Raw genomic sequence first — 19,751 nt, 5'->3', positions numbered from 1 at the left:
CTTGTGCGTGGGTGGTGGGACCTTGAGATGTCCGACGCGGCGCTGGGGGCTGGCACCCGTCCGTCGGTGGGTTGAGAGTAGCCCTCAGGATGCCGGGTGATGCCTGTCCGACGGAAACGAATAACGCCGGAATCAGCGGGATAACGCTCACAGAGCTCCTGAACTCGAACAAAATCGACACACGGAGCGAGAATCCAGGGGCGGGGCGGGACAGCGCGGTGCGCTGCGGTGCTACGGAGCGACACAGGGGATCGAGTGAGCGGACAGCTGCGGTACATCGAGGTGGCGGAGCGGCGGGCCCGGCTGGCTGTCGGGCATCGGCTGGCCGGGCACGCGCGGGCGGACTCGCCGGAGGAGGTCGCGGAGTCGCTGGTGGCGCTGCACGGGACGGATCCCGCGAGCGTCTTCCTCGCCGTGGGCGCGCGCCTGGCGGACGCGGCGAAGACCGTGCCGGAGACGGAACGCGCGCTGTACGAGGACCGGACGCTGCTGCGGATGCACGGCATGCGGCACACCGTGTTCGTGTTCCCCACCGGGCTCGTTCCGGTCGTGCATGCCTCCACCGGGCTCGCGGTCGCCGCGCGGGCGCGGGCCGCGCTGATCAAGGACATGGCCAAGGCCGGGGCACCGGACGCGGAGTGGCTCGCGGAGGTGGAGGCGTCGGCGCTGGCCGCGCTGGCCCGGCGCGGGGAGGCCACCGCGGTGGAACTGGCCCAGGACGAGCCCCGGTTGAGGGAACAGTTCGCGTACGCGGCCGGGAAGAGCTACGAGGGCGTGCACACCGTCTCCTCGCGGTTGTGGAGGGTGCTGGGCGTCGAGGGCCGGGTCGTACGAGGGCGGCCGCTGGGCTCGTGGACGTCCACGCAGTTCCGGTGGGCGGTGGCCCCTCCCTCCCCCGAACTGCCGGTCGCCGAGGCCCAGGCGGAGCTGGTGCGACGGTGGCTCGGCGCGTGCGGGCCGGCCACGGAGGCGGACCTGAAGTGGTGGACGGGCTGGAAGGTCACTGACGTACGCGCCGCGCTCAAGGCGGTCGGAGCGGTGACCGTGTCGGTCGACGAGGGTGTCGGGCACGTCCTCGCCGACGCCGTGGAGCCGGTCGAGGCGGCCGAGCCGTGGGCCGCGCTGCTGCCCGGGCTGGATCCGACGGCCATGGGCTGGCAGGAGCGGGACTGGTACTGCCCGCCGGAGCTGCGGTCCGCGCTCTTCGACCGCAGCGGGAACATCGGGCCCACCGTGTGGTGGGACGGGCGGATCGTCGGCGGCTGGGCCCAGCGGTCCGACGGCGAGATCGCCTGGCGGCTGCTGGACAGCGAGGGTGTGGGCCGCGAGGCGCGGGAGGCCATCGAGGCGGAGGCCGCGCGGCTGCATGCCTGGGTGGGCCCGACCCGGGTCACACCGCGCTTCCGGACGCCGCTGGAACGGGAGTTGGCGTCGGCCTGACGCCGACGGCCGTCCCTTCCACCGGCTCGTGGCACACCACCGGGCCACGACCCGGTGCGCCGGCCGCCCCGACGAACGGGCGGCGCACCGGGCGTGATCAGCGGGCGTACCTCATCAGGGCTCGGACCATGTGGCACGTGGTGTCCGACGGCGGGTGGATCCCGATGAGCTGGGCCGTGCTGCGGATCTTCTCGTTGCGGGCCTGGTTCGGTACGTACACACCCGAGTCGAGGAGGGCGATCGCGAGTCGCATCGCCTTCAGACGGCGGTTGTGCGTCACGTACCAGTCGCGCGGGCGCCCCGGTGGCAGCGGACGCTTCTCGACGGGCTCGTACGGCAGGTCGAGCAGGACCGCCCTCTTGGATGTGGACTGAGTGGGCAGCGGGCTGAGTGCGGCAGCGGGCACAGGCATCCTCCTGTCGCGATCAGGGAACCGTCCGGCGTCTCCGGCGATCCCCTCGAACACTACTTATAGTTTACCGGCCACCACTGACATCCAGCGAGCCCAGGACGTCCAGCAAATGTCCAGGTGGGCAAGGTAATTGGCGCCGTGTCACACATGGTTTGCGAGATGTGCGTGAGGTGGCGCCAATTCGAACAGAGCCACTCCTCGCCCTGCGTCGTTCTTGTCCCGGCGGCCGAGCTGTGGCTGACTGGCGATCCGGTCGAGGGGGAGGGCGCATGGGCAACTGGGTCGTGATCGCGCAGTACGACAACGACACGTACAGGACCGAGTTCGTCCGTCGTGGGCTGGAGACGAAGGAACAGGCGCTGGAGGAGCTCCGCGCCGCCGTCCACACGTACGTACCGAGCAGGCATGTCGTCGAGCAGTGGCGCCAGGTGTACCGCTTCGCCGACCAGGAGTCGTACCTGGTGGTGATCAAAGGCAGGCTGACGAAGTGGGAGTGCACCCTGCGCATCGCGGAGCTGACCTCGGACACGAACGGCTCTGCCGTGGCCGAGCGGAACGGCTCGGCCATGGTCGACCGGGCGCAGGTGGAGGACGGTGTGGCGGACGACGATGCGGCAGCCGCGGCCGACGAACCGCAGGACCGGATTCCGCCCGGCTACTGAGCGGCGCGCCGGATTCCGCTCGGGTCGAGGGTCCTGCGGGAACGGCGGCCGGCCGCCCAGGACCCCGGGCAGCGGGGTGGCCGCCGTCGCCGGTCGGCCCGTCAGCCACTCAGCCCGTCAGCCCGTCAGCCCGTCAGCCGGTGAAGGAGTTGGGGCCGAGGCGGCCCCAGGCGATGAATGCCGCGAGTGCGAGGTAGGTCAGGTTCAGCAGTACGAACCTGGATTCGCCGAGTCGGCCGTGGGTGATCATCGCGCCGATCATCAACAGGACCCAGCAGGCGGCGGTCACCGGCACCAGGACGGGGGCGATGTCGAGTGCGGCGGGCAGGATCAGGCCCAGCGCGGCCAGGAGTTCGAGGACGCCGAGGGTTTTGACGAAGCCGACGCCGGCGCCCTCGGTCCATCCCCCGCCGTGGGCCGCGGCCAGCGTCTCCTTGGGCACGAACGTCTTGCTGATGCCGCCGCCCAAGGCCACCGCGGCCAGCAGTCCGGCACAGATCCACAGTGCGAGGTCCATGGGGTCACGCTCCCGTCGCTCGGCGTCTCGCTCCACCTCTTCGGTGGGGTTCAGGCATGGAGAGGCCGGACGGCGGAGATCTGTGACATGGCGGGCGCCACCCTTGAGGCGGGGGCGAAGCGGCCGGGCATACCTTGTGCCGCATGGAGATCTGGATCAACCCGGCATGTTCGAAGTGCCGCAGCGCCATCAGTCTGCTGGACGAGGAGGGGGCCGAGTACACGGTTCGGCGGTACTTGGAGGACGTGCCGAGCGCGGCCGAGATCCGGGATGTCCTGGAGCGGCTCGGCCTTGAGCCCTGGGACATCACCCGGACCCAGGAGGCCGTGGCGAAGGAGCTGGGCATGAAGGGGTGGGCCCGGGACGCCGGTTCACGCGAGCGGTGGGTCGCGGCGCTCGCGGAACACCCTCGGCTCATCCAGCGGCCGATCATCACCGCGGAGGACGGCACCGCCGTGGTGGCTCGTACGGACGAGGCCGTACGCGACGCGTTGGGCCGAAGTCAAGGTGAGGATCCCTCAACTTCCCTGTGATCTACGTTACTTAGGTGACTCGTGTGAACTACTGAGTATCTCCGTTCGGGATCTCGTACATAGCGGCGGACGGTCACCGCCAGGGGTGACCGGGGACAGGAGCCGTTCATGTCACGCAGGAGAACTCTCGGCCCGAAGAAGAAGATCGCGCTGCTGGTGAGCGCCGCGGCCGTGGCCGGCGGTGGGGCCTTCGCCTTCGCCGCCACCTCGAACGCGAGCACCAATGCTCCGGCCGCGCAGTCCTCGGTGGTCTGCGACGGTCTGGCCACCGCGCTCGGCAACAACGAGAAGTTCATCGAGGGGCAGCGCACCAGCCCGGACGCCCAGTCCGAGGCGCGCATCGCCAACCGGGAAGCGGTGATCGCCCAGATCAAGGTCCAGCAGAAGGCCTCCGGCTGTGAGGTCGGCGAGTCCTCGCAGGCGGGCGCGCCCCAGGGGACGCCCGCCGCGTCGGCCCCGCCCGCCGCCGCCGACCCCGCGGACCCCGCCGAGCAGCCCTCGCAGAGTGCTGCCCCGCCCGCCGCCGGTGACGCCGGTGGCGATGACGCCGCCGTCGGCCAGCAGGTCTGCAACGGTTCCACCGTCACCCTCTCCGGCGAGGACGGCGCTCCCGCGGCGTCCAGCAACCAGTTCCCGGCCGGTACGAAGCTGAAGGTCACGAACCTGGACAACAACAAGTCCACGACCGTGGAGGTCACTTCGGTCTCCGGCAGCTGCGCGCTCCTGAACAACGCGGCGTTCGAGCAGGTCCGCGAGCCCGGCAAGTTCCTGATCCGCAGGGCGCTCATCGAGAAGGTGGGCTGACGGGGCGACCTCCGTCGGTGAGACCTCGCCGCAGTGACGGTTCAGGCTGCCAGGAAGCCGGTCAGCCTGCGGTTCAGCTCGGCGGGGTCCGTGTGAGGCAGCGCGTGGTGCGACACGTCCGGCAGGACGGCCACCTCCGCGCGCGGCAACAGGGTGGCGGCGCGAGCCGCCACCCGTCGTGCGTCATGGGCCCTGCTCCTCTCCGCCAGCAGGACCAGGACCGGCGGTTCGAGCGCGCGCAGGGTCTCCGGCTCGGGGGCCGGGCCCGTCACCGGCCGTACGAGCGGGAAGGTGCCGGCCTCCTCCTGGAGCCGCAGCCAGTCGTGGTCGAGCGGGACTCCCCCGGTCTCCCACTCCAGGAAGGCGCGCAGTCGGCGGGGCGAGCGCCGCAGCATCATCGCCCCGGCGCGCAGCAGGTAAGCCGTCTTGAACCCGGCGAAACACTTCGTCGGGTCGAGGAGGAACAGACGGCTCACCCGCTCCGGCGCGTGCAGCGCGTACTGCAGGGCGATCCAGCCGCCGTACGAGTGCCCGCCCAGGTGGATCCGGGCGGCCGGACCGGCGCCCATGTCGTGCAGCAGCGCGCCGACGAGTTCGTCGAGCCATGCGGTGAGGTGCGCGACGGTGCGCAGGGGACACTCGACATCGCGTACGCTGCGCCCCGGTTCACCGATCAGGTCGACGGCGTGGACCCGGTGCGTACGGGCGAGTTCGGCCGCGTTGGCGAACCAGGAGGCCGAGGTGGCGCCGCCTCCGCCCGGTAACAGGAGGAGCGGGGCGCCGTCGCGCGGACCGCAGACGTTGACCACCGTCTCACCGAAGGCGGTGCGGACGCTGATCTCCTCCCGGTCGGTGGGCCACTTGGCCATGACCTTGTCGTACGCCACGCAGAAGTTCATGCCGCCCGTTCCCCTCCCTCTATTATCTCGCTGAACGAGATACTCACTCATCGAGATGATAGACGGGGACGCCGCGTGAAGGACCAGGGACCCGAGATGGAGATCATCCATCTCCTGCGCGCGGTCACCGTCGAACTCGGCCTGCACAGCGCCCGGTTCGCGAACGAGAACAGCATGCACGCCACGGACGTCAGGGCGCTGATCTGTCTCATGGACGCCCGCAGGGACGGGGCCGAGATGACGGCGGGACGGCTGGGCGGCCTGCTCGGGCTCAACTCCGCGGGGACCACCGCCGTCCTCGACCGGCTCGAACGGCTGGGGCACGCACGGCGGGTACGTGACGCGCGCGACCGGCGCCGGGTGCTCGTCGAGGTGGAGAAGCGGGCGGTCGAACTGGGCCAGGCCTTCTTCGGCCCGCTGATCGGCCGGTCCATGGAACTGCTCCGGGCGTACGACGAGCGCGAACTGGCCGCGATCCGGGGCTTCCTGACGGGCGTACGGGAGGCGGCGTCGGGCGCGAAGCCGGAGGAGTGACCCGGAGGCGTGACCCGGAGTCGTGATCCAGAGGCCGTGATCCAGAGGCCGTGATCCAGAGGTGTTGTCCGGACCGGCGGCGGGGTGCGGCCGAGCCCGGTGGCCGTTTGCCCGCGTGACCCGTCCGGCGGCCCGGCGGCCCGTCCGGCGGCCCGTCCTGACGCGCGGGCGAAACCCATCGCATACGAGGGTCCGGGGCGGGGCGGGCGTCGTGCGGAATCCGCTGTTCGGGAGGCGGGTACGCGGCGCACGAACGCTCTCAGCGAGTGAGTCGCAGCACAGAGGCACCAGGTAACACGGGGTTCACATTCGAGCAATGATCGGGAAATCGCCTGTTGACAGGCTTCCCGGCATCCCCGCGGCGCCCCAGTGCCGCAGCGCCGCAGCACCCGCATCGCGCTGAGAGACCCACCCCGAAGGATGTGGCCCGTGACCTTCAAGGCTGAGTACATCTGGATCGACGGCACCGAGCCGACGGCCAAGCTCCGTTCGAAGACGAAGATACTGGCCGACGACGCCAAGGGTGCCGAGCTGCCGATCTGGGGCTTCGACGGGTCCTCCACGAACCAGGCCGAGGGTCACGCCTCCGACCGCGTGCTCAAGCCGGTCGCGACGTTCCCGGACCCGATCCGCGGCGGCGACGACGTACTCGTCATGTGCGAGGTTCTCAACATCGACATGACGCCGCACGAGTCCAACACCCGTGCCGCGCTCACCGAGGTCGCGGAGAAGTTCGCCGCGCAGGAGCCGATCTTCGGCATCGAGCAGGAGTACACCTTCTTCAAGGGCTCGCGCCCGCTCGGCTTCCCCGAGGGCGGCTTCCCGGCCGCGCAGGGCGGCTACTACTGCGGTGTCGGCTCGGACGAGATCTTCGGCCGTGACGTCGTCGAGGCGCACCTGGACAACTGCCTGAAGGCGGGTCTGGGCATCTCCGGCATCAACGCCGAGGTCATGCCCGGCCAGTGGGAGTTCCAGGTCGGCCCGCTGGCGCCGCTGGAGGTCGCCGACCAGCTGTGGGTGGCCCGCTGGCTGCTCTACCGCACCGCCGAGGACTTCGACGTCTCCGCGACGCTGGACCCGAAGCCGGTGAAGGGCGACTGGAACGGCGCGGGGGCGCACACCAACTTCTCCACCAAGGCGATGCGCGAGGGTTACGACGCGATCATCACCGCGTGCGAGTCGCTGGGCGAGGGCTCCAAGCCGCTCGACCACGTCAAGAACTACGGTGCCGGGATCGACGACCGGCTGACCGGTCTGCACGAGACCGCCCCGTGGAACGAGTACTCCTACGGTGTGTCCAACCGTGGCGCCTCGGTGCGGATTCCTTGGCAGGTGGAGAAGGACGGCAAGGGGTACATCGAGGACCGGCGTCCCAACGCCAACGTCGACCCGTACCTGGTGACTCGGCTGATCGTCGACACGTGCTGTTCTGCTCTTGAGAAGGCCGGGCAGGTCTGAGTTACCTGTTCTTCTGAAGGGGCGCCCACCTTTGTGGTGGGCGCCCCTTCCGCGTTCGGTCAGGGGGTGTCGGGTGCGTTGGCGGGTGCGGGTGAGTGTGGGCTGGTCGCGCAGTTCCCCGCGCCCCTAGGTAAGTAGCCCCCCGGGCGTCTGAAAGGTCGGCGGCCTCAAGGCGTGGCAAGTAAATGTCCGGCCAGTGAGAGGAGGCTGCTCTTGGTGGCGAGGGTCTGCTTCAATGAGGGCATGACCGGCTTCCAGGAGTTCATCGCGACGGGGCGTCGTGATCTTGAGCCCTTCTGGCCTTCCCGGCAGCATCACGACTTCGACCGGGTGTGTTGTCGCGCGGTGAACGCGCGGGCCCTCTAAAGCCGTACATCCCGGCCTTCGGCCAGCGCGCACGACGTACGTCCTCCGACGACCTCTCGCGCGAAAGAGCTGACCTCTCATGGCGAACACCCGTTCCTTCTCGTCCGTTGCCACCGCCCCCTCCGCCGCCCCCTCCACGGCGCCTTCTGCGGCCCCTTCCACGGGCCCGGCCCGCCCTCGACTGCGTGCGGTCGACCGGGACGAGGTGGCCGACGTCACGGCCCTTCTCCCGCCGGGCGCCACCTGGCTGCCCGCTCCCCCGCACACCCTGCCCACGCTGCCGGGCCGGCCGCCGATGATCGGGTACCTGGTCCTCGTACCGGCCGACCAGCCGTCGCTCCTCCCGGTCGCCGTGCCGGACGCGGACCGGGCGGAGTCTGACGGCGAGGGCGACGACTCCCTCGTACGCGTCGACACCGTGCAGCGCACGGCCGAGGTCGGCGGACGACCGCTGGATCTCACATACCTGGAGTTCGAGCTGCTCGCGCATCTCGTGGCGCATCCGCACCGCGTGCACAGCCGCGACCAGCTGGTCACCACGGTGTGGGGCTACGGGCACGTGGGCGACGGCCGGACCGTGGACGTCCACATCGCCCGGCTGCGCCGCAAGCTCGGGGCCGAGCACCGGGAGGCGATCCAGACGGTGCGGCGCGTGGGGTACAAGTACACACCGCCGACCGCGGGCTGATCCCGGACCCGTGTCGCGTACGGATTCGTCCGTCGGCGGAACGGTTCTTCTGTCGGCAGATTCGCGTTCCGTCGCGCGGGGCCGCCGGGCAGAGTCACCCGTATGAGACTTCTGACGCTGGGTGGTACGGAGTTCGTGGGCAGGGCCGTCGTGGAGGCGGCGCTCGCCCGCGGCTGGGACGTGACCGTCTTCCACCGGGGACGCCACGAACCTCCGGCGGGGGTGCGGTCCCTGCACGGCGACCGCACCGCGCCCGACGGGCTCGCGGCCCTGGCCGGGACCGAGGAGGAGTGGGACGTCGTCGTCGACACCTGGTCCGCGGCCCCGCGGATCGTCCGGGACTCGGCCCGGCTGCTGGCGAACCGCGCCCGGCGGTACGTGTACGTGTCGAGCTGTTCCGTGTACGCCTGGCCACCCGCGGCGGGGTACGACGAGGGCAGCCCGGTGGTGGAGGGCGCCTCCCCGGACGCCGGGCGGACCGACTACGCGCGCGACAAGCGGGGCGGCGAACTGGCCGTGCTGGACGCCTTCGGCGAGCAGCGGGCGCTTCTCGTACGGGCCGGTCTGATCCTCGGCCCGTACGAGAACATCGGGCGCCTGCCGTGGTGGCTGGACCGGATGGCGCGCGGCGGGCCCGTCCTCGCGCCCGGTCCCCGTGAACTCCCGCTCCAGTACGTCGACGTCCGCGATCTGGCCGAGTGGACCCTCGGGGCGGTGGAGGCGGGCGCGGAAGGGGCGTACAACGTCATCAGCCCGTCGGGGCACGCGACCATGGGGACGCTGCTCGACGCGTGCGCCCGGGTCGCGGGAGGCACGGCCGCGGAAGACGCAGCCACGGGAGGCGCAGCCGCGGAAGGTCCGGCCTCGGGCGGTCCGGCCGAGCTTCGGTGGACCGATCCCGAGGTGGTTCTCGCGGCCGGGATCGAGCCGTGGATCCAGCTGCCGGTGTGGGTGCCGCCCGGCTCGGAGTCGTACGACGCGATGCACCGGGCGGACGTGTCCAGAGCGGTACGGGACGGGCTCCGGTGCCGGCCGGTCGCCGAGACGGTGGCCGACACCTGGAGATGGCTCCAGGACATCGGAGGCACCGCTCCCCAGCGCACCGACAGGCCGGTGGTCGGGCTCGACCCCTCGGTGGAGGCGAAGGTCCTGGGCGGCTGAGCGCCGCGGGGGGGTGGCGTTGGCACCACCCCCGCCGGGTGGTTCGGCCCAGTGACCGCGGCGGCGGGCTCGGCGAGACTGAGGGCATGAACACGAACGGGGACAACAGGAACGGGGACAATAAGCCCGTCGGCGGCAGACTGCGTACCGCCGCGCTCGCCGGGGTGCGGGCCCTGGTGCTGGCCGTCGTGGTGCCGGCCGGGTCGATCACCCTCTTCGTCCTGTCCGTCGTGTCGATCGTCCTCGTACCGCTGGGCATCGGCATCGTCACGACACCGTGGGTGATGGCGGGCGTACGCGGCTTCGCGAACTGGCGGCGGCTGGTGGCGGCCCAGTGGTGCGGGGTGCGGATCCCGCCCGCGTACCGGCCGGTCCCGAAGGACGCGAACCCCTGGACGCGGTGCTTCCGGCTGCTCGGCGATCCGGCGACGTGGCGGGACCTGATGTGGCTGCCGGTCGACATGATCGCGGGCTTCGTCACGGTGCTGCTGCCCGCCGCCCTGCTCACCTACCCCTTCGAGGGGTTCGCGCTCGGCGCCGGGCTGTGGCGGGTCTTCACGGACGGCACGCGCGTCGGCTGGTGGTACGGGTTCGTGCCGATCAGCGGGCAGCTCAGCGCCCTCGCCGCGGCCGCGCTGGGAGCGGCCCTGCTCGTCACCGGTGTCTACACCGCTCCCCTGCTGCTGCGGGTCCACTTCCTGCTGACCCGGTCCGTCCTCGCGTCCGGCCAGGGCGAGCTGGCCGAGCGCGTCCGTGTGCTCACCGAGACCCGGCGCGACGCCGTCGACACCTCGGCGGCCGAACTGCGCCGCATCGAACGGGACCTGCACGACGGGGCGCAGGCCCGGCTGGTCGCGATGGGCATGGATCTCGGCACCATCGAGGCCCTGGTCGAGAAGGACCCGGCGAAGGCCAAGCAGCTGCTCGCGCAGGCCCGCAAGTCCTCCGCGGAGGCGCTCACGGAACTGCGTGACCTCGTACGCGGTATCCACCCGCCCGTGCTCGCGGAGCGCGGACTCGGCGACGCCGTACGGGCGTTGGCGCTGCGGCTGCCGATCAGTACGGAGGTGGACGTGGAGTTGCCGGGCCGGGTGGGCGAGCCGGTGGAGGCGGCCGCCTACTTCGCCGTCAGCGAGGTCCTCACCAACGCCGTCAAGCACTCGGGGGCGGACCGGATCTGGGTCGACATCCACCACTCCCCGGAGCACGGCGGGATGCTGCGGATCGCCGTCACCGACGACGGCGGCGGGGGCGCCAGGATCGGCGCGGGTTCGGGACTCTCCGGAGTCGAGCGGCGACTGGGTACATTCGACGGCGTCCTCGCCGTCAGCAGTCCCGCGGGCGGCCCCACCATGGTGACCATGGAGATCCCTTGCGAGTTGTCCTAGCCGAAGACCTGTTCCTGCTGCGCGACGGACTGGTCCGGCTGCTGGAGGCGTACGACTTCGAGATCGCCGCGGCCGTCGAGACCGGGCCCGAACTCACCAGGGCGCTGGCCGAGTTGGCGCCGGACGTCGCCGTCGTCGACGTACGGCTGCCGCCCTCGCACACGGACGAGGGGCTGCAGTGCGCGCTGGCGGCCCGGCGGGCGAGACCCGGGCTGCCGGTGCTGGTCCTCTCGCAGCACGTGGAGCAGTTGTACGCGCGTGAGCTGCTCGCCGACGGGGCCGGCGGGGTCGGCTATCTGCTCAAGGACCGGGTGTTCGACGCCGAGCAGTTCATCGACGCCGTACGTCGGGTCGCGGCGGGCGGTACGGCGATGGATCCGCAGGTCATCCAGCAGTTGCTGACGCGGCGGCAGGCGGACGACCGGCCGCTGGGCCGGGTGACACCGCGCGAGCTGGAGGTTTTGGAACTGATGGCACAGGGCAGGTCGAATGCGGCGATCGCGGGCCAACTGGTGGTCACGGAGCGGGCGATCGCCAAGCACACGTCCAACATCTTCGCGAAGCTGGGACTCGAGGTCTCGGACGACGACAACCGTCGCGTCCTGGCCGTTCTCGCCTATTTGGACCAGGACCGCTGAAAGGGTCCCGAACGAGGGTCGGGAAAGATCGGCGGCGGTCGTCCGGAGATCCGTCAGGAGGCGGGTCCGACGTTCCGCTTTCGCTGAATGATATTCAATAAATCCCGCTCAACTGCCGTTGTTTCAGGGGCTTCTGGGCCCCTTGCGCCGGGATTGCGTCACCGAACTCTCACCAATTTCTCGGACCACTGAACACCTCAGGAACCCCCTCCGTATTGAACGGAGCCGCTTCACCTCCTGTCGGGCGCCTCAATGCCCCCGCAAGGAAGCCAGAGGAGTTCCATGGGACGCACAAACCGTAAACGCCGCTCCACGCTCGCCAACCGGGCGATAGCCGCATCGGCGGCTCTCGCGCTGGGTGGCGGCGGTCTGCTGGCGGCCAACATCTACGCTTCTGCGGGCGAGGGCAAGAACTCGACGCAGAACGCGCAGACGACGGCCGCCGGAGTGGCGACGATCAAATGTCCGGACGTCGGCCAGCAGCTGACCGACGTTCCGAAGGGCGCACGCGCCGGTGTCGACAAGGAACTGGCGAAGCTCGACCAGCAGGTCACCGAGGCCTACAAGCGCCTCGCCGACACGCGCCAGGCCCAGGCGGGGGACTCCAGCTACGTCAACAACGCCATCCTGAGTCCGCTGAAGTCCAAGCGGACCGCCACGATCGACCGGATCGGCAACAACATCCGGCGCTCGGGCGGCAAGGCTCCGCAGCAGCAGGACCAGCTCGCCGAGTGTGAGGGCGTGCCGGCCGACCAGCCCGCCGCCGGTGAAGGCCAGGGCGGCGACGGTCAGGATCAGGGCCAGGACAACGGTCAGGACCAGGGTCAGGACCAGGGCAACGGTCAGGATCAGGGTCAGGACAATGGCCAGGACCAGGGCAACGGTGGCCAGGACGGCAACGGCCCGGCGGCCGACGACTTCCAGGACATCACCCAGGTCCAGCCGACCGGTGGCCCGAAGGGTGTCGGTCCGAACGGTCTTCCCGCGAACGGCGACTCCGGTTCGACGGGCACGTTCACCACGAACTGTGGCACGAACGAGAACGAGAACCGCAACTCGGACAACGTGATCGTCGCTCCCGGTGTCAGCAACGGTGCCCAGCACCAGCACGACTACGTCGGCAACCAGGACAACGACGCTTTCGCGAGCGACCAGGACCTGGCCGCGGCGGACACCACCTGCCAGAACCAGGGTGACAAGTCGTCGTACTTCTGGCCGGTGCTGCGTGTGCAGGACGGTCAGGACGACATCGACGCGAACGCCCCCGGTGGCGGTCAGGACGGCAACGTCGGCACGATCCTCCAGGCCAGCGAGGCTCAGCTGAAGTTCGTCGGCAACCAGAAGGGCGATGTGGTCGCGATGCCCACGGCCCTTCGCATCATCACCGGTGACGCCAAGTCCTTCGTGAACGGCCTCGCCAACGCCAACACCAACTGGAGCTGCACCGGCTTCGAGGACCGTCAGCTGACGGACAAGTACCCGATCTGCCCCGAGGGCAGCTCCGTGGTGCGGACGACCAACTTCCAGAGCTGCTGGGACGGTCAGAACATCGACTCGGCCAACCACCGCACGCACGTGTCCTTCGTCCAGGCGGACGGCACCTGTGGCAACGGTTTCCAGGCCATCCCCCAGCTGCAGGTCCGTCTGGTCTATGACGTAGACGCCCCGCAGATCCAGAACGGGCAGGTACAGAACGCCTTCGCGGTGGACTCCTTCCCGGACCAGCTGCACAAGCCGATCACCGACCACAACGACTTCATCAACTTCTTCGACGAGAACACGATGAACCAGGTGGTCGACTGCATCAACAGCGGCCAGGACTGCCAGTGACACAGAGGCAGTGAGCCACACGCAGTAAGCACGAGAAAGCCGGCGGTGGGATTTCCCACCGCCGGCTTTCGCTTGCCCTTTCGCCTGCCCCGAATGCCCTCGAACCCGCTACCCGCTGCCTGGTCGGAGCGTCGACGCGGTCAGCTGCTGTGACCGCCGCTGTTGTGACTGCCACCGGGGTTCATGTGCTCGGAGCCTTCCTCCATGGTCCCGCCGAGCTGGCCGCGCAGTGCGGTGACCGTCTTCTGCTCGCCGACGGCGACCCACTTGCGGCCGACCAGGTAGTAGCCGCCGTAGTCCTTCGCCCCGTTCAGCCACTCGCGCTGACCGCGGTCGGTGGCGAACGTCGCCAGGATGTACTTGCCGCCGGAGGTCTTGCAGATGGCCTGCCGGATCGTGTCCGCGTCCGTCTGCATGTCCGGCTTGCAGCCCGCCTCGCTCGCGATCTGCTCCAGGCTCCCGCTCGCGGTCTCGGGGACCTTCGCCCCGCTGTCCTCGGAGCCGCCGCCGCAGCCGGTCACCGCCAGAAGTGCCGTGACCGCCCCGGCCGTACCGACCGCGAGCCTCTTCCTCGTCAAACGCATTCGTACGTACCTCCGGGTCGGTTCCGGCCCACGCCGTTGAGAGCCCCGGTAGAGGGCTCTGCCTTCGGATACGGCTCCCGCACGCCCGGCGCTCAATCGCCTCCGTGTTTACGGCATCACCGGACACATCACAGTGACGCGCGCCACATCAGTGGTCCTCCGCTGTCGGGCAGGGCCGGGGCACAGGGCTGTCGATGAGCGCGTAAAGCCGATGCCGTTGGCAGGCACACCTGTGCGAGGGTGGGCACGTGACCACCATCGATGCTGACTGGGACGAGCGCGTGACGGCCGCCTGGGCCACCTTCGACGACTACGCCGAGGCTGAGGCGGCCGACTTCCGCGCGGTCATCGACGCGCTGGTCGCCGAGCTGCCCGCCGACAGCCCCGTCGGCCCGTTCGAGCGGGCCTGCGCCTGGGACTCGACGGGCCACTCGGACCGGGCCGTGCCGCTGTACCGGGAGGCGCTGGCGCGCGGGCTGGACGGCTACCGCGGCCGGCGCGCGAAGATCCAGCTCTCCAGCTCGCTGCGGAACACCGGACAGCCGGAGGAGGGCGTCAAGCTGCTGACGCCCGAACTCGTCGCGCCCTCGGACGAGTTGGACGACGCCGTACGCGCCACACTCGCGCTGTGCCTGGCGAGCCTGGGCCGCGAACGCGAAGGGCTCGCGCTCGTGCTGGGCGCCCTGGCCGCTCATCTGCCGCGCTACCAGCGCTCCATGGCGAACTACGCCCGCGAACTCGTGGAGCCGGAGGGGTAACTCCCCACGGACTCGGGGCAGTCCAGGTGACCAACCACGGATTCGCTCGTTTTGCTGAACGTGCAGTCACAGGATGTCGCCCCGCGCCCCGCACCGGACCCCCGCCCCGGACCGGCCGTCGACGTCGAGCAGGCCGAGGCCGCGCTCGTCGAGCACTATCCGCGGCTCGTCCGGCTCGCCTATCTGGTGCTGCCGCCGAGCCTCGGCCGCAACCGGCGGGTGCTCACCGCGCACGCCCTCACCCAGCGCGCGCTGCCCCGCGGCCGGACGTCAGGCGACGCCTCGGTCCTCCCCGCCCAGAAGACCGCCGAGGGCCGCGACGCCGATCCCGGATACGCGTACGTACGCCTGCGGGTGCTGCGCACGGCGCTGGAGGCCGGCCGCCCGCTGACGTTCAGGGCCTGGCCGAAGCGGGCCCAACTGCCGCCGCTGCTCCCCCAGGTGTGGGGCCTGCGGCTCTTCCCGCGCTCGGGCGGCGCCGACGAACTCGCCCTGGACCAGCGGCTGTCCGCCCTGTCGGCCCCGGCCCGGGCCGCCTACGTCCTGCGCGGTCTGGAGCGGCTGTCCGACGCGGACGTACGCAGGGTGCTGGCCGCGGCGGGCGAGGAGGACCCGGCCGACGCACTCGACGAGGCCGACGAGATCGAGGCGAAGTACGGGCTGCTGACGTCCCCCGAGTTCGACCCGTGCTCGCTGCAGGCCCGGCCGCCGGACCTGATGCGCCGCCGCCAGCACATGAAGGCGGCGCTCGCCGCGACCGCCGCCGTCGCGGTGTGCGGGGCGCTGCTCGGGCTGCCCGGCGACGGCTGGGGCCCCGACGGCGCGGCCGCTCCCCCGTACGCGCAGAACCCCTCCGCCCAGGCCGCCCTGGATCCCGGCAAGCTGACGCTCGTCCCGGCCGCCGCGTGGCAGACGTCCACGCGCACCGACTTCTCCGTGTGGCCCGCGCGCGGCACCCTCACCGGCGACAAGGCGCTGCTGCGCCGCGCGCTCGCCGTCTGGGCGCGCCCCGGCGAGTCCGTGCAGGTCTCGGCCACCCCCGGCACCCCGGCGGGCGCCCCGCCGGGACCGCCCCAGCTGCTGTACGCGGGCGAGGTCGACCAGAGCCGGGTCGTGCTGCTCTACGACGGGCTGCGCATCGCGCGCTACGCCGAGGCGAAGGACGGCACACAGGGCGCCGCCCTGGACTTCGCCCGGGTCGACGGCGCCACGGGTGCCGAGGCGAACGCGGTGGTCCTCGGCCGCTCCGACGGCAACGTCCGCTATCTGACGGCACCGTGGGTGCGTACGGCCGTGGTGCGGGACCTGCTGAAGTCGGCGGCCGGCGCATCAGGTGCTCCGGGGGCTTCCGGCTCCCCCGGGTCTTCCGGCGGGACGCGTCTCGGCCGGTCGGCGGACGGGGTGACCGAGCCGTTCGCCAGCCCCGCGCTGCAGACCGGTGAGTGCCGCTCCTGGAACGCGCTGGAGCTCACGGACCGTTCGGGCACCCGGCTGACGACCGACCTCGGCGAGCTGACCCCGGCCCGTCTCACCTCGGGCCGCCCCGGGGAGCCCCACGAGGCGTCGGCGGCGACCTGGGCGCCGTTCGCCTGCTCCCTGGCGTCCGTCCGCGGCCAGGGCGTACGCGCGGTGAACGCCTGGCAGTACGCCCGGCAGCCGCTGCCCGGCGCGAGCGGCACCGCGAACTGGCTGTGCACCCGCGCGGACACCTGGCGCGGCGGCGGGACCCGGGTGCTCGCCCAGTTCCACGCCGAGGGCCAGCCGTACGGCGCCGTCGTGGCGAAGGCGGAGAACGTGGCCGCCTGCGGCGCGAAGGACTCCCACGTCCTGGCGGGCGTGATGTGGAAGTCCGGTACGGGTGACTGGTATCTCCTCGCCGCCGGAAGCAAGGACACCGAGTCGATCCGCGCGACGGGCGGAGTCGACGGATCCACCGAGGGCAATCTCCTTGCCGTACGGGCCCAACAGGGCGCGCAGGCAGGCCTGAAGGGGACGCTCGCCGACGGGAGGTCGATCGGCGGCCTGCGCTGACGCGATGAACACGCGTGCGGCTCCGACCCGTTCGCGGCCGGATCCGATCGGTAAGGTGTTCGTATGACAACCGGGGTACGCCGCAGGATGGGTGTCGAGGAGCGGCGGCAGCAGTTGATCGGCGTCGCTCTCGACCTGTTCAGCCGACGCTCGCCCGACGACGTCTCCATCGACGAGATAGCAGCCGCCGCGGGCATCTCGCGCCCGCTGGTCTACCACTACTTCCCCGGCAAACTCAGCCTGTACGAAGCCGCGTTGAAGCGCGCCTCGGACGATCTGGCGGAACGTTTCATCGAACCTCGGGAAGGCCCGCTGGGGGCGCGGCTGCTGCGGGTCATGCGACGGTACTTCGACTTCGTCGACCAGCACGGGCCCGGCTTCTCGGCCCTGCTGCGCGGCGGCCCCCCGGTCGGCTCCACCAACACGAACGCCCTCATCGACGGCGTACGGCAGGCCGCGTACCTCCAGATCCTGGCGCATCTGCGGATCGAGCGGCCGCCCGCCCGCCTCGAACTGGTCGTCCGCTCCTGGATCTCCCTGGCCGAGTCGACGGCCCTCATCTGGCTGGACGGCCGCCGGATCCCCCGCGCCGAGCTGGAGGCCCAGCTCGTCCACGACTTCGCGGCCCTCGCCGCCGTCAGCGCCGCCTACGACCCCGAGATGGCCGACCTCCTACGCCACATACTCGCGAACGAACCGGCAGAGGGCCCGTTCACAGACTTGATGGGCCGCTTGGTCTCACTGGCGTCGTAGAGCAAGCTCCAAGGGGGGCGGCGGGCTTGGGGCTTCCAGGGGCGCGGGGAACGGCGCGGTCTTTCGGCTTCCAGGGGCGCGGGGAACGGCGCAATCTTTTGTCTTCCAGGGGCGCGGGGAACGGCGCAATCTTTTGTCTTTCAGGGGCGCGGGGAACGGCGCAGTCTTGGGGGCGCGGGGAACTCCGCATCTTTTAGGGGCGCGGGGAACTGCGCGACCAGCCCCCACACACCCGCACCCGACGAACAAGCCCCGACGTCAGTCCACGAACTTCTGGTAAGACGCATCAAGGTCCCGCACCTCCGCGGACGCATGCAACACCACACCATCAACCGGCTTCACATGCGCCCGCAAAACCTCAAGCGTCCGCTCAGTCAACAGAAGCTTCGTCTCGTCGGACCGCCCGGCCAGCAGCGCGACCGTGACATGGACGAGCCCATGCCCGGTCACCTCCGCACCCACAACGATGTCGTCGGTCGGCCGGAACCTGGACTTACACGCCTCGATCCTCGCGGCAGCCGTCTCCACCACCACGGCGTGCAGCGCGACAGCGAACCCCTGCCGGTCGAACGCGTCGGAGAGGGACGTCGAGTAGTCAACGGTGATCTGCGGCACGGGCACTCCAGTTCTAGGTCAACGCACTCACCCTAACCGGAGAGCAAGCATCGCGATGTCGTCGTCCGGGGCCCCGCCGAACCGCTCCAGAAGGGTGTCGCACAGGGCGGACACCCCGGGCGGCGCCTCGGCCGCGGCCGTGCGGAGTTCCTCCATGGAGACCGCCAGATCGATGCCGCGGGTCTCGATGAGCCCGTCGGTGACCATGAGGAGGCGGTCCGTGGGGTCGAGGAACAGCTCGACGGGCGGCTGTCGCGGCAGACCGAGGCCGAGACCGAGGAGCGGCCCGGCGGCCTTGGCGTACTCCGCGTTGCCCGAGTCGCGGACGATCAGCGGCGGGATGTGTCCCGCGTTGGCGATCCGGGTGCGCCCGGTGGCCGGGTCGACGTGGACCAGGCAGACGGTGGCCGTGACCTCGGGGTGGTAGCGCTGCAGCATGCGGTCGAGCCGGTCGGCGAGCACCGCCGGATCGGACTCCTCGACGCAGTGGGCGCGCAGGGCATGACGCATCTCGACCATGACGGTGGCCGCCTCCAGCGAGTGCCCGACGACGTCCCCGACCGCCGTGAGCACCCCGTCGTCGGCGCGCAGCGCGGCATAGAAGTCGCCGCCGATCTCGGTCTGCCGGGACGCGGGCACATAGCGCACCACGACGTCGACGCCGGGCAGGTCGGGCAGCCGGTGCGGCTGGGGCAGGAAGCTGTGCTGGAGCGTGAGCGCGACATGGCGCTCGACCTGGTACATCAGCAGGGGTTCGGCGGCGAGCGCGGTGGCCTGGGCGAGGCGGCCGACCAGCTCCGCGTCGTCGGGTTCGCCGACCCGGGGTATGCGCAGGAGCGTCGCGAAGCACACCGGTGCCCTGCCGTCCTGGGTCAGGGTGAGCACGAGGCGGGCGTCGTCCCGGACGCCGGGCCGGAAGAAGCCCATGGGCCACATGTGCGCGGGCACGACGGTCCGGAACACCCCGGTGCGCCCCTTGCTGATCTGGTTGATCTGGTTGATCAGCCGTACGACGGCCTCCTGCGCGTGGCTGTCCGGCACGGCGAAGGCGCTGCGGCCCTTGGAGGTGCTGTAGTACAGCTCGCCGTCCGGGCCGAGGACGAAGACGACGGCCGGGCCGCCGGTGAGCCGGGCGGCGCCCTCGGCGGACGCGTCGGCGAGTTCGGTGAGGTTGCGCGCGCCCTGGACGGTGACGATGATCCCCGACAGCAGGGTCAGCCGGCGTACGAGCGTCTCGGCACCGAACCGCATCCGGGCGGCGCGCACGGCGGCCCGTACGACGGCCTGGATCTCCTCGGGTTCGGCGGGCACCGTCAGATACGCCTCGGCGCCCGAGTCCAGGCCCTCGCACCGGTCGGCGGGTGCCACGGCCGCGGCGGAGAAGTGGACGATGGGCAGCGTGGACGTGGGCGGCTGCGCCTTGAGCCGGCGGCACAGTTCGAAGCCGCTCATGTCCGGCAGGCCGACGTCGATGAGGGCCACGTCGGGCAGGGATCCCGCGCGCAGCCGTACGTCGAGTTCGGCGAGCGCCTCGTCGGCGGTGGCGACGGGCACGACCCGGTGACCGGCTCGGCGGAGCACCGCCCCCATGGCGTAGCGGCTGGCCGGCACGTCGTCGACGATCAGCACGGTCGTGCGTGTCCTGTTGGCGTTGCCGTCCATCTGCGCGGCCCCCGAGGC

General features: G+C 71.0%; 20 protein-coding genes. 14 read left to right on the top strand and 6 right to left on the bottom strand.

Features of this window, described 5'->3' with window-relative positions:
• Nucleotides 1–255 precede the first annotated feature (255 nt).
• Nucleotides 256–1,440 (top strand): winged helix DNA-binding domain-containing protein, encoded by a 1,185-nt coding sequence (locus ACIBEI_RS28820; RefSeq protein ID WP_398893158.1) that lies wholly within the window; start codon nt 256–258, stop codon nt 1,438–1,440.
• A gap of 97 nt (nt 1,441–1,537) precedes the next feature.
• On the opposite strand, the gene ACIBEI_RS28815 is transcribed toward ACIBEI_RS28820, so the two are convergent.
• Nucleotides 1,538–1,846: a hypothetical protein gene (locus tag ACIBEI_RS28815; protein WP_143631201.1), complete on the bottom strand. Its 309-nt coding sequence runs from the start codon at nt 1,844–1,846 to the stop codon at nt 1,538–1,540.
• A gap of 275 nt (nt 1,847–2,121) precedes the next feature.
• Here ACIBEI_RS28815 and ACIBEI_RS28810 point away from each other — a divergent pair, with 275 nt between their 5' ends.
• Nucleotides 2,122–2,514 carry a hypothetical protein gene (locus ACIBEI_RS28810; protein ID WP_398893157.1) on the top strand — a complete coding sequence of 131 codons (393 nt, stop codon included), beginning with the start codon at nt 2,122–2,124 and terminating at the stop codon, nt 2,512–2,514.
• A 133-nt stretch (nt 2,515–2,647) separates the two neighbouring features.
• Here ACIBEI_RS28810 and ACIBEI_RS28805 read toward each other — a convergent pair whose 3' ends face one another.
• Nucleotides 2,648–3,031, bottom strand: coding sequence for a DoxX family protein (locus tag ACIBEI_RS28805; RefSeq protein WP_398893156.1), 384 nt, complete (start codon nt 3,029–3,031; stop codon nt 2,648–2,650).
• Nucleotides 3,032–3,174: 143 nt separating this feature from the next.
• On the opposite strand from ACIBEI_RS28805, the gene ACIBEI_RS28800 reads away from it, so the two are divergent.
• Entirely contained in the window at nt 3,175–3,564 is a 390-nt protein-coding gene (locus tag ACIBEI_RS28800) for an arsenate reductase family protein (RefSeq protein ID WP_398893155.1), read from the top strand.
• A 108-nt stretch (nt 3,565–3,672) separates the two neighbouring features.
• Complete coding sequence (locus ACIBEI_RS28795) at nt 3,673–4,368, top strand: hypothetical protein (protein ID WP_398893154.1); 696 nt, start codon at nt 3,673–3,675, stop codon at nt 4,366–4,368.
• 41 nt (nt 4,369–4,409) lie between these two features.
• Here ACIBEI_RS28795 and ACIBEI_RS28790 read toward each other — a convergent pair whose 3' ends face one another.
• Nucleotides 4,410–5,267, bottom strand: coding sequence for an alpha/beta fold hydrolase (locus ACIBEI_RS28790; RefSeq protein ID WP_398893153.1), 858 nt, complete (start codon nt 5,265–5,267; stop codon nt 4,410–4,412).
• A 96-nt stretch (nt 5,268–5,363) separates the two neighbouring features.
• On the opposite strand from ACIBEI_RS28790, the gene ACIBEI_RS28785 reads away from it, so the two are divergent.
• The 7 genes from ACIBEI_RS28785 (at nt 5,364) to ACIBEI_RS28755 (ending at nt 13,330) form a co-directional block, all read left to right on the top strand.
• Nucleotides 5,364–5,801, top strand: a complete 438-nt coding sequence (locus ACIBEI_RS28785) for a MarR family transcriptional regulator (protein WP_398893222.1) — start codon at nt 5,364–5,366, stop codon at nt 5,799–5,801.
• 429 nt (nt 5,802–6,230) lie between these two features.
• Nucleotides 6,231–7,259 carry a glutamine synthetase gene (glnII, locus tag ACIBEI_RS28780; protein WP_398893152.1) on the top strand — a complete coding sequence of 343 codons (1,029 nt, stop codon included), beginning with the start codon at nt 6,231–6,233 and terminating at the stop codon, nt 7,257–7,259.
• A 445-nt stretch (nt 7,260–7,704) separates the two neighbouring features.
• Entirely contained in the window at nt 7,705–8,313 is a 609-nt protein-coding gene (locus tag ACIBEI_RS28775) for a winged helix-turn-helix domain-containing protein (protein WP_398893151.1), read from the top strand.
• Nucleotides 8,314–8,415: 102 nt separating this feature from the next.
• A complete protein-coding gene (locus ACIBEI_RS28770; protein ID WP_398893150.1) occupies nt 8,416–9,474 on the top strand; it encodes an NAD-dependent epimerase/dehydratase family protein in 1,059 nt (352 codons plus the stop codon).
• An 86-nt stretch (nt 9,475–9,560) separates the two neighbouring features.
• Nucleotides 9,561–10,862: a sensor histidine kinase gene (locus tag ACIBEI_RS28765; RefSeq protein ID WP_398893149.1), complete on the top strand. Its 1,302-nt coding sequence runs from the start codon at nt 9,561–9,563 to the stop codon at nt 10,860–10,862.
• On the top strand, nt 10,847–11,500 hold the full coding sequence (locus ACIBEI_RS28760; protein ID WP_398893148.1) for a LuxR C-terminal-related transcriptional regulator: 654 nt from the start codon (nt 10,847–10,849) through the stop codon (nt 11,498–11,500). The genes ACIBEI_RS28765 and ACIBEI_RS28760 overlap by 16 nt, the downstream gene beginning before the upstream one ends.
• 282 nt (nt 11,501–11,782) lie before the next feature.
• Nucleotides 11,783–13,330: a DUF1996 domain-containing protein gene (locus tag ACIBEI_RS28755; protein WP_398893147.1), complete on the top strand. Its 1,548-nt coding sequence runs from the start codon at nt 11,783–11,785 to the stop codon at nt 13,328–13,330.
• Between the two features lie 140 nt (nt 13,331–13,470).
• Here ACIBEI_RS28755 and ACIBEI_RS28750 read toward each other — a convergent pair whose 3' ends face one another.
• Nucleotides 13,471–13,914 (bottom strand): hypothetical protein, encoded by a 444-nt coding sequence (locus ACIBEI_RS28750; RefSeq protein ID WP_189838274.1) that lies wholly within the window; start codon nt 13,912–13,914, stop codon nt 13,471–13,473.
• 248 nt (nt 13,915–14,162) lie between these two features.
• Here ACIBEI_RS28750 and ACIBEI_RS28745 point away from each other — a divergent pair, with 248 nt between their 5' ends.
• The 3 genes from ACIBEI_RS28745 to ACIBEI_RS28735 all read left to right on the top strand — a co-directional run bounded on the left by ACIBEI_RS28745 (nt 14,163) and on the right by ACIBEI_RS28735 (nt 17,456).
• Nucleotides 14,163–14,672: a tetratricopeptide repeat protein gene (locus ACIBEI_RS28745; protein ID WP_398893146.1), complete on the top strand. Its 510-nt coding sequence runs from the start codon at nt 14,163–14,165 to the stop codon at nt 14,670–14,672.
• A gap of 60 nt (nt 14,673–14,732) precedes the next feature.
• Nucleotides 14,733–16,703: a hypothetical protein gene (locus tag ACIBEI_RS28740; protein ID WP_398893145.1), complete on the top strand. Its 1,971-nt coding sequence runs from the start codon at nt 14,733–14,735 to the stop codon at nt 16,701–16,703.
• Nucleotides 16,704–16,766: 63 nt separating this feature from the next.
• Nucleotides 16,767–17,456, top strand: coding sequence for a TetR/AcrR family transcriptional regulator (locus tag ACIBEI_RS28735; protein ID WP_398893144.1), 690 nt, complete (start codon nt 16,767–16,769; stop codon nt 17,454–17,456).
• A gap of 258 nt (nt 17,457–17,714) precedes the next feature.
• Here the strand turns inward: ACIBEI_RS28735 and ACIBEI_RS28730 are convergent, their stop codons facing one another.
• Both ACIBEI_RS28730 and ACIBEI_RS28725 read right to left on the bottom strand, forming a co-directional pair.
• Complete coding sequence (locus tag ACIBEI_RS28730; protein ID WP_398893143.1) at nt 17,715–18,071, bottom strand: 5-carboxymethyl-2-hydroxymuconate Delta-isomerase; 357 nt, start codon at nt 18,069–18,071, stop codon at nt 17,715–17,717.
• Between the two features lie 27 nt (nt 18,072–18,098).
• Entirely contained in the window at nt 18,099–19,733 is a 1,635-nt protein-coding gene (locus tag ACIBEI_RS28725; protein WP_398893142.1) for a SpoIIE family protein phosphatase, read from the bottom strand.
• Nucleotides 19,734–19,751 lie beyond the last annotated feature (18 nt).

The organism is Streptomyces sp. NPDC050988 (assembly GCF_044456225.1).
Lineage (GTDB): Bacteria > Actinomycetota > Actinomycetes > Streptomycetales > Streptomycetaceae > Streptomyces.
This window is presented reverse-complemented; position numbering and strand designations above follow the sequence as displayed.

Coding starts and splice junctions, on each gene's coding strand:
- ACIBEI_RS28805 (WP_398893156.1), bottom strand. CDS start 3,031: ATGGACCTCGCACTGTGGATCTGTGCCGGACTGCTGGCCGCGGTGGCC.
- ACIBEI_RS28725 (WP_398893142.1), bottom strand. CDS start 19,733: ATGGACGGCAACGCCAACAGGACACGCACGACCGTGCTGATCGTCGAC.
- ACIBEI_RS28790 (WP_398893153.1), bottom strand. CDS start 5,267: ATGAACTTCTGCGTGGCGTACGACAAGGTCATGGCCAAGTGGCCCACC.
- ACIBEI_RS28775 (WP_398893151.1), top strand. CDS start 7,705: ATGGCGAACACCCGTTCCTTCTCGTCCGTTGCCACCGCCCCCTCCGCC.
- ACIBEI_RS28785 (WP_398893222.1), top strand. CDS start 5,364: ATGGAGATCATCCATCTCCTGCGCGCGGTCACCGTCGAACTCGGCCTG.
- ACIBEI_RS28735 (WP_398893144.1), top strand. CDS start 16,767: ATGACAACCGGGGTACGCCGCAGGATGGGTGTCGAGGAGCGGCGGCAG.
- ACIBEI_RS28755 (WP_398893147.1), top strand. CDS start 11,783: ATGGGACGCACAAACCGTAAACGCCGCTCCACGCTCGCCAACCGGGCG.
- ACIBEI_RS28810 (WP_398893157.1), top strand. CDS start 2,122: ATGGGCAACTGGGTCGTGATCGCGCAGTACGACAACGACACGTACAGG.
- ACIBEI_RS28770 (WP_398893150.1), top strand. CDS start 8,416: ATGAGACTTCTGACGCTGGGTGGTACGGAGTTCGTGGGCAGGGCCGTC.
- ACIBEI_RS28800 (WP_398893155.1), top strand. CDS start 3,175: ATGGAGATCTGGATCAACCCGGCATGTTCGAAGTGCCGCAGCGCCATC.
- ACIBEI_RS28765 (WP_398893149.1), top strand. CDS start 9,561: ATGAACACGAACGGGGACAACAGGAACGGGGACAATAAGCCCGTCGGC.
- ACIBEI_RS28750 (WP_189838274.1), bottom strand. CDS start 13,914: ATGCGTTTGACGAGGAAGAGGCTCGCGGTCGGTACGGCCGGGGCGGTC.
- ACIBEI_RS28795 (WP_398893154.1), top strand. CDS start 3,673: ATGTCACGCAGGAGAACTCTCGGCCCGAAGAAGAAGATCGCGCTGCTG.